12 protein-coding genes and 2 tRNA genes are annotated in these 13,138 nt (G+C 52.5%); 8 read left to right on the plus strand and 6 right to left on the minus strand.

Annotated elements, in window-relative coordinates:
• Positions 1 to 50: 50 nt before the first annotated feature.
• Positions 51 to 443: a DUF1311 domain-containing protein gene (locus H6585_01595; protein MCB9447022.1), complete on the plus strand. Its 393-nt coding sequence runs from the start codon at positions 51 to 53 to the stop codon at positions 441 to 443.
• 22 nt (positions 444 to 465) lie between these two features.
• On the opposite strand, the gene H6585_01600 is transcribed toward H6585_01595, so the two are convergent.
• The 4 genes from H6585_01600 to H6585_01615 all read right to left on the minus strand — a co-directional run bounded on the left by H6585_01600 (position 466) and on the right by H6585_01615 (position 3,698).
• Positions 466 to 1,227, minus strand: a complete 762-nt coding sequence (locus H6585_01600; protein MCB9447023.1) for an FRG domain-containing protein — start codon at positions 1,225 to 1,227, stop codon at positions 466 to 468.
• A 191-nt stretch (positions 1,228 to 1,418) separates the two neighbouring features.
• Positions 1,419 to 1,502, minus strand: a tRNA-Leu gene (locus tag H6585_01605).
• A gap of 184 nt (positions 1,503 to 1,686) precedes the next feature.
• A tRNA-Gly gene (locus tag H6585_01610) sits at positions 1,687 to 1,759 on the minus strand.
• Positions 1,760 to 1,898: 139 nt separating this feature from the next.
• On the minus strand, positions 1,899 to 3,698 hold the full coding sequence (locus H6585_01615; protein MCB9447024.1) for an ATPase: 1,800 nt from the start codon (positions 3,696 to 3,698) through the stop codon (positions 1,899 to 1,901).
• Between the two features lie 129 nt (positions 3,699 to 3,827).
• On the opposite strand from H6585_01615, the gene H6585_01620 reads away from it, so the two are divergent.
• The gene (locus tag H6585_01620; GenBank protein ID MCB9447025.1) at positions 3,828 to 4,502 is read left to right on the plus strand and encodes a hypothetical protein; all 675 of its coding nucleotides are present in this window, start codon (positions 3,828 to 3,830) and stop codon (positions 4,500 to 4,502) included.
• A 47-nt stretch (positions 4,503 to 4,549) separates the two neighbouring features.
• Here H6585_01620 and H6585_01625 read toward each other — a convergent pair whose 3' ends face one another.
• Complete coding sequence (locus H6585_01625) at positions 4,550 to 5,785, minus strand: 3-deoxy-D-manno-octulosonic acid transferase (protein MCB9447026.1); 1,236 nt, start codon at positions 5,783 to 5,785, stop codon at positions 4,550 to 4,552.
• A gap of 10 nt (positions 5,786 to 5,795) precedes the next feature.
• Positions 5,796 to 6,581, minus strand: a complete 786-nt coding sequence (locus tag H6585_01630) for a hypothetical protein (GenBank protein ID MCB9447027.1) — start codon at positions 6,579 to 6,581, stop codon at positions 5,796 to 5,798.
• A gap of 202 nt (positions 6,582 to 6,783) precedes the next feature.
• Here H6585_01630 and H6585_01635 point away from each other — a divergent pair, with 202 nt between their 5' ends.
• Genes H6585_01635 through H6585_01660 form a run of 6 tightly spaced genes read left to right on the plus strand, consistent with a single transcriptional unit; the run spans position 6,784 to position 13,137 of the window.
• Complete coding sequence (locus H6585_01635) at positions 6,784 to 7,917, plus strand: DegT/DnrJ/EryC1/StrS family aminotransferase (GenBank protein ID MCB9447028.1); 1,134 nt, start codon at positions 6,784 to 6,786, stop codon at positions 7,915 to 7,917.
• Between the two features lie 16 nt (positions 7,918 to 7,933).
• Positions 7,934 to 9,253, plus strand: coding sequence for a UDP-glucose/GDP-mannose dehydrogenase family protein (locus H6585_01640; GenBank protein MCB9447029.1), 1,320 nt, complete (start codon positions 7,934 to 7,936; stop codon positions 9,251 to 9,253).
• Positions 9,246 to 10,214: an SDR family oxidoreductase gene (locus tag H6585_01645; protein MCB9447030.1), complete on the plus strand. Its 969-nt coding sequence runs from the start codon at positions 9,246 to 9,248 to the stop codon at positions 10,212 to 10,214. Before H6585_01640 ends, H6585_01645 begins: the two co-directional genes overlap by 8 nt.
• Positions 10,207 to 10,788: an N-acetyltransferase gene (locus H6585_01650; protein MCB9447031.1), complete on the plus strand. Its 582-nt coding sequence runs from the start codon at positions 10,207 to 10,209 to the stop codon at positions 10,786 to 10,788. The genes H6585_01645 and H6585_01650 overlap by 8 nt, the downstream gene beginning before the upstream one ends.
• Positions 10,785 to 11,858 carry a Gfo/Idh/MocA family oxidoreductase gene (locus H6585_01655; GenBank protein ID MCB9447032.1) on the plus strand — a complete coding sequence of 358 codons (1,074 nt, stop codon included), beginning with the start codon at positions 10,785 to 10,787 and terminating at the stop codon, positions 11,856 to 11,858. Before H6585_01650 ends, H6585_01655 begins: the two co-directional genes overlap by 4 nt.
• Positions 11,848 to 13,137: a nucleotide sugar dehydrogenase gene (locus H6585_01660; protein MCB9447033.1), complete on the plus strand. Its 1,290-nt coding sequence runs from the start codon at positions 11,848 to 11,850 to the stop codon at positions 13,135 to 13,137. The genes H6585_01655 and H6585_01660 overlap by 11 nt, the downstream gene beginning before the upstream one ends.
• Position 13,138: the final 1 nt, after the last annotated feature.

The raw sequence follows: 13,138 nt of genomic DNA on the forward strand, positions 1-13,138 counted from the left end.
ATATTCTTGGAAAAATGAGAGCGGGAATTGTTTTAATACTTATTACATTGATGGTTGTCCCATCTTTTGCCCAGGACAACCCCGGCGATCAATACCCCATTGATATCAAAATGCAACATTGCCTGGATACCGATTCCAATCAAACAACCTACGGCATGTGTCAATGCAGTGCAGTTGCACGTGAGGAATGGGAGGTGGAAATGAACATGTACCTTCAACTTCTGATGGATACACTGACCGAGGAGGAAGGTGAGAAACTTAAGCAGGCACAGCAGCAATGGACTGAATACCGGGATGCGGAAATAGCTTTCAAGAACCAGCTATACACCGATATGATGGGGACGATGTGGCGGGTTGTTGCCGCAGGGCGTGCCTATGAAATCATGAGGGAAAGGGCATTGGGCCTAAAAGGATATTATGAGATGCTGACACTGGATAGATGAGGGTTGGGGCAGAACGTTCAGCTTAGCCATTTTTCTTATAGTTCTTCCAATCAAGAAATGATGATAGGCCATCCAAATCTGGGAAAATGGAATATCCATTGATTCCCATCTGATCCAGTCTTCTCAAGTATCCATTACGTTTGTTGGAATCAATAGTGAATACATACTTCTTTATGTGTTTTTTGTATGTTCTTATAGAGTCGAGCGAGAGGAATCTATCTTTGGTTTTGTCGTATTTGTGAACTGTAAACCAACCTGATTGGGAAGTTATCCTTCTTGCAATATGATTTGGCCTGAATATCTTGGTACTACCCTGATCAAAGGGTGTTCCAGTGGTGGTGGTATCTACAATGTCTTTCTTTCCTGCAGCAAATAGCCAGACAGCAACTTTGCCAGCTTCGACATCTTTGTCTGAAAGAGCAAACCAAAGAGCTACCAGTGGGTTCTCAGTCCAATCCAACAATCTTGTCGGAAGCCCATGATGTTGGGCCAATGCCAGCCAATCCCATTCCGATTTTATGTCAAATCCGATGGGGATATGTGATAGGGCCTTTTGCTTGAACTCGCTTAGCGAGGATTTCTCTTTTGCAAGTAGTTCGGGTTCTAAATAGGGTGACCTACCCAATGTTGGATAAAGATGCCAGGATGCATCAGATTGTCCGCGAAACAGCCAGAGCCGGTTTTCCTGATTCCTTATATTCTCCCCATCCGTCCCAATTTGCTGGACAAAATGGTCGAAGGAATTAATCGGAATATCCTGAATACTATTCACCTCCTTATTCACGATCTTGCTGTATTGTACCCGGGGCGGGACTTGCCTTCAGCGAGGCCCATTCCGGACAGCGTCAAAATGGAAAAGTCAAATCCACTTCGTGTATTTTCTTTTTTACTTCGAAAAATTCTTTTCAAGCGAGCTGGAACAATTCTTCGAAGCAAAAAAGCCAAAACTGACGCTTTGACTTTTCCATTCATCTGTACCCGGGGCGGGACTTGAACCCGCACGCGCGCAATGCGCAAGGGATTTTAAGTCCCTCGTGTCTACCATTCCACCACCCGGGCAGGTTTTCAGCATACAGCAACTGCATACAGCATACAGTATGCCGTGAGCCAGCAAAACGGAGCGGCGGCAAATATACTGAAGAGAAAGCTTAATTGGGAGTATTCGTGTCAGGAAGATCGAAGATCTATCCTGTGCCTCCTGCGCAAAAAAAAAAAGCGCAATCTCATCGACTGCGCTTTTGTGAGCGGGAAACCGGACTCGAACCGGCGACCCTAACCTTGGCAAGGTTATGCTCTACCAACTGAGCTATTCCCGCATATGATTCAATGAACAAACCCGCCGTTTCCGCATACATCACGTCGACGGGGATGCAAATATAGAAAAGTTTTTTTCATCCAAACAAGTTTTCAGGAAGAGAGGAGACCCAGATCCGGCAGGTCCGGTTTCATCCTGCGTCACCCCACCATAATATGGGCCGTCGGATACTTTACATGGTGCTTGGCATTCTGGGCGCTGAGCGCCAGTACCAGCGTTAGCGTACCCACACGTCCGGCATACATGGTGAACACCAGGATCCACCGGCCCGGATCGGAGATGCTGCTGGTAATGCCGGTTGTGAGTCCCGCCGTGCCGAAAGCCGATATCGTTTCAAAGATCAATGCCTTGAACGTGATGCCCGGCTCGGTGATGGTGAGCAGGAAGGTGCTGAACAGGCAGAGGCTGATGGCAAAGAAGAAGATCGATATCACGCGGTTGTACATGTCGCTGGAGATCTGACGGTGGCCGATCGTCATCACATTCTTCCCCCTCACCGCATTCCAGGCCGAGATGCACATGATGGCAAACGTGGAGGTACGGATGCCTCCGCACACCGAGCCCGATGATCCGCCCACGAACATCAGAAAGCAGATCACGATGAGCGTACCCGAATTCAAAGCCCCGATATCAACCGTATTGAAACCTGCCGTTCTTTGGATCGACTGGAACAGGGAGGTAATCACCGCCGCGCCGCCATCCATGCCCCGTAGGGTGCCCTTGGCCTCCAGCAGGTAAAACATGATGGCACCGAAGAAGACAAGGAACAAGGTGGTGTACAATGACACCTGGCTGTCGAGCCTGAGCTTGCGCCACGCAAACTGCAGCCGGTCGCGCACGTTGCGGATGCCGAACATGTCGTGCAGCGTGGGATAACCCAGGCTTCCCACGAAAATAAGCAGGAACACCGCCACGTGCAGGAGGTAGGAATGCCGGATTGATTCCGTGTACATCCCGTTGCTGAACGTAGAGAACCCGGCGCTGCAAAACGCCGATACGGAATGGAACATCGACACGAACATTTTATCGCCCAGGTTTTTGAAGGGCACCGCTGGATCCCACAGGAAGAAGATCACTATCGCTCCAAGTACATCAATGAATACCGTGTAAAAGATGATTTGCCGAACGAGTTCTTCGGTCCTGAACTTGCTGTCGGTGGTGAAAAACTCCGATACCTGGTGCTGGTGACGAAGACTGAGACCCTGAGCCAGGTACGTGAGGAAGAAGGTACTGAAACTCACAAGGCCCAATGAGCCTACCTGGATCAGCACCATGATCACAAAGTGCCCTTTGGTGGTGAAGAAGGTGGCGGTGTCTACCACGATCAGCCCCGTACCACTCACCGCGCTGATGGACGTGAAGAGGGCTTCCAGGAAGGTGGCGTTCCGACCGGTGGTCATCTGCGGCATCATCAGCAATCCCGCCCCTACCAGGGTGATGATTCCGATGGACAGGGCCAGACCCAGGGAGGGTTTGATGCGCACCATGCCGATGTCTACATTCGAACGGATGATCTCCAGTCCGGCGAACACCACGATGTAACATTGGATGAACAGCAGGTAAACCGGGGTGAAATTGCGGATGCCCAGGCTGTGGAACAGTGATTCCATCATCGGGCGCTGGAGGATGTACACACTGAAACCATCCACCACAAGCAACAACATCAGGAATGCTTCGAACCAGTTTCTTCGCAGAAAAGTCAGCCGGTCGATGGAAAAAAACCAGCGAAGACAGAATACCAGCACGAAATACGCGAGGATGGTTTTGATGGTACCCAGTACCAGTGTTCGCATACCGGGCGACAGATCAAACCCGTCAAAATACAGCAGCAACCCGATCGAAAGCAGCGCCATTACAAAGCTTACGACGCTGAAAACCTTCATCACGGTTTCCTGGCGGTCGTAGATAAACAGCCGGGTTTTTTCCTTGAGCCGAAACATAGTACCGGGAGCAAATGTCGTTTAAATGGTCAAAATTGCCAACATGGGATTTGGCACGGTGATTGGGAAAGAGAAACAAAAGCCCGGACGGGGCGTATACCAGATTCCGTCCAACCAACTGCGTCCGTTATGAAGAAGATCATCACCCTGTTGAGCGTTTGTGCCGTGTTGGGATTCATCGGTTGTGAACCCGAAAAAGACGAAGTAGCCACCAAATCCGCCATGGAAGGCGTGTGGCAGGTAACCGCCGCCTATGATGAGGCGGGAGATACCATCACCGGCAAAATAGCCTTTCCCGTGACCGCTTTTCACCTGAGCAGCGATCATACCATCATTTCCACCGCCGGACCCATGTTCATGCATGTGGTCTATGGCAACAGCAAGTACACCACCATCGCTGCCTCCATTGACCAGGTGTTCAATTATGCCGGACTTGATTTCAACGGCGGTGAGTTCTTCGTCGCAGGAGGCGCTGTAGACCGCTTTACCATTGAAATGAAGCTGGAAGGTTTGCCCGGTCAGAAAGCGCTCACCACCCTGCTGGACCTGATCGGCGTTACCCAGGATAACCTGGATGTGGTCGTCTACCACAAGTTCCAGAATGTGAAGGTGACCTTCGAGAATGATTACAACACCATGATCTGGGAGTTTGATGACATGACCGAGGCCGTTTACAACACCAAAGACAACAATGGCAATTATGTCCTCTGGAATGGGTGGCCCATCAGTTCTTTCATGCATGGAAAGTTCGTGCTCCAAAAGAAATCCGTGGACCTCACCCAGGTGGTGAAGGATGCCCTGTAAACCGGCTACACCCAATATCATAAGCCCTGCAACCTGCGGGGCTTTTTTTATGCCGTAACGGGAAACAGGTGTTCCATGATGATGCGGGTGGCGCCCGAGCCTGTGCGTACAAACTGACGGCTGACCTCCCCGGCCATTTGTCCGACGAAAGGTTCCTCCAGCACGAAGGTCAGGGTTTTCAGAAGGGATACACCATCGGTGAATACAAATCCGCCACCCTTTTCGATGAGGGCTTCCGCTTCCCAGAAACGTCTGTGCCTGGGACCCCAGAGCACCGGCAGTCCGAATGCGGCCGGTTCCAGGATGTTGTGCAACTTTCCGCTGAACCCGCCTCCCACAATGGCTGCATGCCCGTATTTGTAGATGCGGGATAGCAGTCCTACCTGATCCACCAGCAGCACCTGGGCCTGCGCCAACGTTTCCGGCGTGGCTTCGGAATAACGCACGAAGGGGAGGGGCAGACGTGAGGCCATCCTATCAATGTGATGCGAACCCACATCATGCGGCGCCAACACCCATTTCGTATCCAGTCCGCTTTTCATCACCTGGTAGATCAGGTGTTCTTCCGTCGGCCAGCAGCTTCCGGCCACCACCACTTTCCTGTCCTGTGCGAAAACGTCAAGCAGTGGCAGTGTTTCCGACGCTTCAGCTATTTCCCGCACCCGGTCGAACCGCGTATCGCCGCTGATGGTCACTTGCTTGATGCCCGCAGATTCCAGGCACCGGGCGGAGGCATGATCCTGCACGAAGAAGTGTCGGAATCCTTGCAGGTCGCGGAAGAAGAATCCCCCATACCATTTGAAAAACCGCTGGTTGGGACGAAACACACCCGACAGGTTGATGACCGGAATGCTACGACGTTTCAGTTCCCGGAGGTATCCGTGCCAGAATTCGTATTTGATGAAGTAAGCCTGTTTCGGTTTCACCAGGTTGAGGAAACAATTGACATGCCCCGGTTTGTCTTCGGGAAGGTAGCAGACGGCATCAGCCACGGGATGGTTCTTGCGGGGTACATAGCCGGAAGGTGAAAAGAAAGTCACCAGGATGAAAACCTCGGGGTGGGCGTTCATCATGGCTTCCATCACCGGCTTGCCCTGCTCGAATTCGCCGAGGGACGCACAATGAAACCAGTGCACTTCTTTGTCTGCAGGGATTTTTTTTTCCAGATACCCCCACGTTTCTTTCCTCCCGCTGAGCCATAACCTGGCTTTTTCATGAACAGGAGCCGCCATCCGGATGACCAGTCCGTACAACCAAATGGAGATGCGATACAAGGCCTCCATTCGTCGCTGTCTAGTAATAGTAGACTTTTTCAGGGGCCCGGCTGTAGAGGGGAAGGACCCAGCCGAAGCGAAGGCCGTACAGCATGTCGAGGCGCTTGGTTCCGTCGTGTTTGCCGGTGTCGTAGTTCACCGAACGCCGGTTCCGGGTGAAGCCCTCGGTGACTTCCAGTCCGGCGAAGAAATTAACCAGGTGGTTGTTGCTGAGGTTCATGTAACCGATGAACTGGTTGAACATACGTCCGTTCGACAGGCGGTCGTACCCCTTGACCAGGTCTCCGGCCAGTTGCGGGGTGTCGTTGTCTTTGTTTTCTATGCGGATCTTGTGTTGCATGAAGCCGATGCCCGCCAGCGCCACCAGGCCGCTGTTTTTGTTAGGTCCTAAGCATGGGTACAGGTATCCGACCCGGGCCGACAGGATGAACCCCCTTTCGTACATGAAGATCTCCGAGTAGGTGCCGTTGCCGTCAATTATGTGGCGGATACCGTTGTCGTCAGGCGGGGTGGATATGTTGTCAAGGATATTGGTTTCGCGCACACGGTCGCTGAACATAAACGCTCCGTCGGCGCCCACCAACAAACCGGATTTGAGTTTTTGAAGAAACCCGCCGCCGATATTGGCATTGGCGCCGAAACGATCGGCCATATCCACGCCGGGAAGCTGGTAGCCTCCGGCAGCGAAGATCATGGGTGTGGCAATGGCTGAATCCTTTACGGATACCTGGGCATGGACCCGGCCGGCAAGGAAACCGAGCGCCAGCAGGATCAGGGCCGGACGAAATGGGATCGTTGGTTTCATGTCGGGCAAATGTAAACTTTTCATATTGAATGCAACGGCAAGGGTGGGGACCGAATTATTCTTTATCTTCGCGCTGATTTTCAAATCGTTCTCCGAGGTTGCCGGCCGGATTCATGCGTACATTTCTGAGGAACCACGCAGGTTGGATGACCGACTCCCCCGGTGGCAGTAAACGCAACGTATCCAACAGAAAGTACAGCAGATGAAAGCCATTCAAATGGTTGACCTGGTTGGTCAGTATGACAAGATCCGGTCGGAAGTGGACGAAGCCCTCAACAGGGTGATCGAAAGTGCAGCATTTATCAACGGACCGGAAGTAAAGGCCTTCCAGTCTGAACTGGAAACCTACCTCGGCGTGAAGCACGTCATCCCGTGTGCCAACGGCACCGATGCCCTGCAGATCGCATTGATGGCGCTGGGCCTGCAACCCGGCGATGAGGTCATCACATCCAACTTTACCTTCGTAGCCACCGTGGAAGTGGTGGCGCTCCTGGGCATCAAGCCCGTGTTGGTGGATGTGGATCCGGATACCTTCAACCTCATCCCCGAGCAGGTGGAAGCGGCCATCACCCCCAAAACAAAAGCCATTGTACCTGTGCATCTTTTCGGCCAGTGCGCCGACATGGATGCCTTCCTGGCCATCGGCAAAAAGCATGGAATTCCCATCGTGGAAGACAATGCCCAGGCCATCGGTTCACGGTTCCGCTCAACAGACGGCAATACTTACATGTCAGGCACCATGGGCGAAATCGGATGTACGTCCTTTTTTCCCAGCAAGAACCTCGGCTGTTTCGGTGACGGCGGCGCCGTGTTCACCCAAAGCGATGAACTGGCCGGACGCATCCGCATGATGGCCAACCACGGTCAGCGTGAACGTTACTACTATGATGAGGTGGGCGTGAATTCCAGGCTCGACAGCCTGCAGGCCGCCATCCTCCGCATCAAACTCCGCAACCTTGATTCGTACGCCCAGGCCAGGAATAAGGCCGCGGCCTATTACGACAAAGCCTTTGCGGGCAATCCGCATATCCAGACACCGGCCCGCTTCGGCAAAAGCGACCACGTGTTTCACCAGTATACCCTCAAACTGAACGGTGTGGACCGCAAGGAAATGCAGGCCTTCCTGCAATCCAAAGGCATTCCCGCCATGGTGTATTATCCCGTTCCCCTGCATGCCCACAAGGCATACGCCAACCTCGGACTCAGGGATGAAGATTTCCCCAACACGGTGGATCTCTGCAGCCGCGTGATCTCGCTGCCCATGCACACCGAATTGGATGAAGAACAATTGTCTTACATAACCTCACAGGTGCTGGCATTTACAGCACAATCCTGACCTCCCGGTTTTTCACATGAACGTAGCAGTAATCGGAAGCGGATACGTCGGACTTGTAACAGGCACCTGCCTGGCAGAAACAGGCAACCAGGTCGTATGCGTGGATATTGACAAGGAAAAGGTAGCCCGCATGCAGGCAGGGGAAGTGCCCATTTATGAACCCGATCTGGATGTGATGTTCGAACGCAACATCAAACAGGGCAGACTTACGTTCACCACCTCCCTGGAGGAAGGCGTGAAGAATGCAAAGGTTGTGTTCATGGCATTGCCCACGCCTCCCGGTGAAGATGGCTCAGCAGACCTTTCCTATGTGCTACGTGTGGCAGAAGACCTCGGCAGGATCATGCAGGATTATAAGGTGGTTGTGACCAAAAGTACCGTTCCGGTGGGCACATCAGACAAGGTGAAAGAGGCCATCGGTCGCCTGGCAAAGGCAGAATTCGATGTGGTCTCCAATCCGGAATTCCTGAGAGAAGGCTTCGCTGTGGATGATTTCATGAAACCCGATCGCGTGGTGGTAGGTACCTCTTCGGAGAAAGCCGCCAAGATCATGAAGGAACTTTACAGTCCGTACGTTCGCCAGGGCAACCCCATCATTATCATGGATGAGCGATCCTCCGAACTGACCAAGTACGCAGCCAATGCTTTCCTCGCCACCAAAATCTCCTTCATGAACGAAGTGGCCAACCTGTGCGAAAAGGTGGGAGCCGACGTGGACCAGATCCGCATGGGTATCGGCTCCGATGACCGCATAGGCAAACGGTTCCTGTTCGCAGGTATCGGGTACGGCGGAAGCTGCTTTCCGAAAGATGTGATGGCACTGGCAAGAACCTCGGAAGAACATGCCTACGACTTCGGCATCCTGAAAGCCGTTATGGAGCTGAACAAAAAACAAAGGAAACGCCTCCTCGAAAAAGTATACCAGGAGTTCGGAAACGAACTGAAAGGAAAACATTTTGCGTTGTGGGGACTTGCATTCAAGCCCGATACCGACGACATCCGGGAAGCCCCGGCACTGGAGATCATCACCGATCTGCTTGCCGCCGGCGCTACCATTTCAGCCTATGACCCGGAGGCTGCCGAAAATGTGAAGCGAATCTTTGGCGACAACATTACGTATGCATCTGATCCTTACAGTGCACTCACAAATGCGGATGCACTTCTGATTGCCACCGAATGGTCGGTGTTCCGCACGCCGGACTTCAGCCGGATGGCACAGGAGATGCGCCGGAAGTATATTTTTGACGGAAGAAACCTGTACGACCTGGAACGCATGAAGGAAACAGGTTTCCACTACGAAAGCATCGGACGTAAAACCATTTTGCCCAATGAGTGAAGGCAGGAAAAAACGTGTATTGATAACAGGTGCCGCCGGCTTTATCGGTTCTCACCTGAGTGACCGCTTTCTGGCAGATGGCATGCACGTAATCGGGATGGATAACCTCCTCACCGGAAACATCCGCAACATCGAACACCTCTTCCCGCACCCGAATTTTGAGTACTATCACCACGATGTGAGCAAGTTCGTGCACGTGCCGGGAGACCTCGATTATATCCTGCATTTCGCATCCCCCGCCAGCCCGATCGATTACCTCAAAATGCCCATCCAAACCCTGAAGGTTGGTTCACTCGGCACACATAACCTGCTCGGACTGGCAAAAGCCAAAAAGGCACGCATGCTCATCGCCTCCACCTCTGAAGTGTATGGCGATCCCGAAGTTCATCCCCAGCCCGAAGAATACTGGGGGCACGTGAACCCCGTGGGCCCGCGCGGCGTTTACGACGAAGCCAAACGATTTCAGGAAGCCATCACCATGGCCTACCATACGTTCCACAACCTCGAGGTACGCATCGTGAGGATATTCAATACCTACGGTCCGCGCATGCGCCTGAACGACGGCCGCGCCCTTCCCGCCTTCATGGCCCAGGCCCTTCGCGGAGAAGACCTGACCGTATTCGGTGACGGATCACAAACGCGCTCCTTCTGCTATGTAGACGACCTGGTGGAAGGCATCGTGCGCCTGCTCATGAGCGACTATCCCAAACCGGTGAACATCGGCAACCCGCAGGAGATCACCATCAGGGAGTTTGCCGAAGAGGTGCTGAAACTGACCGACGGTAAAAGCAAACTGATTCATAAAGACCTCCCCGTAGACGATCCCAAGCAGCGTCAGCCCGATATTACCAAGGCAAGGGAGATCCTGGGATGGGAACCGAAGATCGGCCGTGCAGAAGGATTGAAAAAGACCCTCGAATATTTCCTTACGTTACCTGAATTTGCTGTTAAACATGTCTGAGACAAAAGAATACCTGTGCCATGAATCGTCTTATGTAGACGATGGCTGCTCTATCGGAGAAGGCACCCGCATCTGGCACTTCAGCCACATCATGAAGGATTGTGTGATCGGAAAGAATTGCAACATCGGCCAGAATGTGGTGGTGTCCCCGGGCGTCGTCCTGGGAAACAATGTGAAGATCCAGAACAACGTGTCGATATACACCGGCGTGATCTGCGAAGATGACGTGTTCCTGGGACCTTCCATGGTTTTTACAAATGTCATTAACCCGCGCAGTGCGGTCGTACGCAAAAATGAATATCGCAAAACCATCGTCCGCAAAGGCGCAAGCATCGGCGCCAATGCAACCATCATCTGCGGTCACGAACTGGGTGAATACTGCTTCATCGGAGCAGGCGCCGTCGTGTCCAAACCGGTGAAGGCTTATGCCCTGATGGTGGGAAACCCGGCACGCCGTGCAGGGTGGATGAGTGAATATGGCCACCGCCTTTTGTTCAATGAATCAGGAGAAGCTACGTGTCCCGAGAGCGGTGAAGTTTACATATTGGAAAATGATAACGTCAGAAAAAAATGAGTACAGACCATGAAAAACCCATTTCCTTCGCAATCGTAGGCTGCGGCCATATTGGCAAGCGCCACGCGGAAATGGTGAGAAGAAATCCGCACGCCAGACTGGCAGGATTATGCGATGTTCGGCCCAAAGAAACGCTGAACCTGAATGATGATGAAACCCCTTTCTTCAGCGACATCGAGGAGATGCTCAAGGCGCTTCCCGATGTAGACGTGGTGAACATCTGCACCCCCAACGGGTTGCATGCTGACCAGGCCTTCATTGCGCTGCAATACAACAAGCACGTGGTGTGTGAAAAACCCATGGGCCTGTCAGCCGCGAAATGCGAAAGGGTGCTATCAACAGCCCTTACGAAGTCACGACAGGTGTTCTGTGTGATGCAGAACCGCTACTCACCTCCGTCCGTGTGGATCAAGGATGTGGTGGAACAGGGCCTCCTCGGAGACATCTACCTCGTGCAGCTGAACTGCTACTGGAACCGCGACGAGAGGTACTACCTGCCCAACGGTAAGCAGGGCTGGAAGGGCCGCAAGGACCTCGATGGCGGAACACTGTACACCCAGTTCTCCCACTTCATCGATATCATGTACTGGCTCTTCGGCGATATCACCGATATCCGCGGAACCTTCGCCGACTTTACCCACAGCGGTACCACCGACTTCGAAGATTCCGGCGCCATCAGCTTCCAGTTTCTCAACGGTGGCATGGGATCCCTCAACTACTCAACCGCAGTATGGGACGCCAACTTCGAAAGCAGCATCACCATCATCGGTAGCAAAGGCACCGTGAAGCTGGGCGGACAGTACATGGGCAATGTGGACTACTGCCACATCGAAAACTACACCATGCCCAAACTGGATGCCCCGCTGCCGGCCAATGACTACGGCACATACAAAGGCTCCGCTGCCAACCACCATTTTGTGATCGATAACGTCATCGATACACTGCGTGGCAAAACTTCAGCAACCACCAATGCCCTCGAAGGACTGAAAGTGGTGGATATCATCGAACGTATTTATAACCTGCGTGACCAGGTGTTTACCAAAAGAAAGGAAATACAACATGCTAAATGATCTGATTGAAAAAAAGGCGCCGCTGGCAGTCATCGGGCTGGGATATGTAGGACTTCCCATCGCCCTCGAATTCGCTAAAAAAATCCGTGTGGTCGGCTTTGACATCAACGCCAAACGCGTGGAGATGATGAGGAACGGAGAAGACCCGAGCCAGGAACTGGAATCATCTGACTTCGAAGGCACCGATATCCTTTTCACCGCTAACCCGGATGACCTGAAGGATGTGAAATTCTTCATCGTGGCTGTTCCAACGCCCATCAACATACACAATCAACCCGATCTGAAACCCCTGCTGGGTGCATCTTCTACCATCGGGAAGGTACTCAAGAAAGGTGATGTGGTGGTGTACGAATCCACAGTTTACCCCGGTTGTACCGAGGAAGATTGCGTGCCTGTGCTGGAGCAGGAATCCGGACTCAAATTCGGTACCGATTTCAAAATCGGATACAGCCCTGAACGTATCAATCCGGGCGACAAGGAACATACCATCACCCGGATCACCAAAGTGGTTTCCGGCAGCGATGCGGAGACCCTTGACCTGGTGGCCGCCGTTTATGAGATCATTGTCGAAGCCGGTGTACACAAAGCCGCTACCATCAAAGTAGCAGAAGCTGCCAAGATCATTGAGAATACCCAGCGTGACGTGAACATCGCCCTGATGAATGAGCTGTCCATTATCTTCTCAAGGATGGGCATCAATACATTCGACGTGCTCGAAGCCGCCGGAACCAAATGGAACTTCCTGCGCTTTTTCCCCGGACTGGTGGGCGGACACTGCATCGGCGTTGATCCCTACTACCTGACCTACAAAGCGGAAGAACTCGGATATCATGCCCGCATCATCAATTCAGGTCGCTATGTGAATGATTCCATGGGTTTTTATGTGGCCAAGCAAACCGTGAAAAGACTCACCACACTGGGCATTACCGCCGGCAAGGCGAAGGTACTGGTGATGGGTGCTACCTTCAAAGAGAATGTAAGCGACATCCGTAACTCTAAGGTAGCCGACGTGATCAATGAATTCAAAACGTACGGTGTACACGTGGACGTGGTGGACCCGCATGCTTCTTCGGAAGAGCTCGAAGAGGAATACGGCTTCCCGCTCGTACCGGAAGCAAAAGGCCCATACCATGCCATCGTGGTGGCGGTGAGCCATACCGACTATGTGAACATGAAGGAAGCGGATTTCAAAAAACTACTTGCTGACGACGGATTGATTGTGGATCTGAAGGGACTGTACCGTAACAAGATCAACAACCTCAATTACTGGAGTCTGTAAA

The sequence above is a fragment of the Flavobacteriales bacterium genome, from assembly GCA_020635855.1.
GTDB lineage: Bacteria > Bacteroidota > Bacteroidia > JACJYZ01 > JACJYZ01 > JACJYZ01.

Excerpts from the sequence above, each read along its gene's own strand:
- H6585_01595 (MCB9447022.1), top strand. The coding sequence starts at position 51 with ATGGTTGTCCCATCTTTTGCCCAGGACAACCCCGGCGATCAATACCCC.
- H6585_01615 (MCB9447024.1), bottom strand. The coding sequence starts at position 3,698 with ATGTTTCGGCTCAAGGAAAAAACCCGGCTGTTTATCTACGACCGCCAG.
- H6585_01620 (MCB9447025.1), top strand. The coding sequence starts at position 3,828 with ATGAAGAAGATCATCACCCTGTTGAGCGTTTGTGCCGTGTTGGGATTC.
- H6585_01625 (MCB9447026.1), bottom strand. The coding sequence starts at position 5,785 with ATGGAGGCCTTGTATCGCATCTCCATTTGGTTGTACGGACTGGTCATC.
- H6585_01630 (MCB9447027.1), bottom strand. The coding sequence starts at position 6,581 with ATGAAACCAACGATCCCATTTCGTCCGGCCCTGATCCTGCTGGCGCTC.
- H6585_01635 (MCB9447028.1), top strand. The coding sequence starts at position 6,784 with ATGAAAGCCATTCAAATGGTTGACCTGGTTGGTCAGTATGACAAGATC.
- H6585_01640 (MCB9447029.1), top strand. The coding sequence starts at position 7,934 with ATGAACGTAGCAGTAATCGGAAGCGGATACGTCGGACTTGTAACAGGC.
- H6585_01645 (MCB9447030.1), top strand. The coding sequence starts at position 9,246 with ATGAGTGAAGGCAGGAAAAAACGTGTATTGATAACAGGTGCCGCCGGC.
- H6585_01650 (MCB9447031.1), top strand. The coding sequence starts at position 10,207 with ATGTCTGAGACAAAAGAATACCTGTGCCATGAATCGTCTTATGTAGAC.
- H6585_01655 (MCB9447032.1), top strand. The coding sequence starts at position 10,785 with ATGAGTACAGACCATGAAAAACCCATTTCCTTCGCAATCGTAGGCTGC.
- H6585_01660 (MCB9447033.1), top strand. The coding sequence starts at position 11,848 with ATGCTAAATGATCTGATTGAAAAAAAGGCGCCGCTGGCAGTCATCGGG.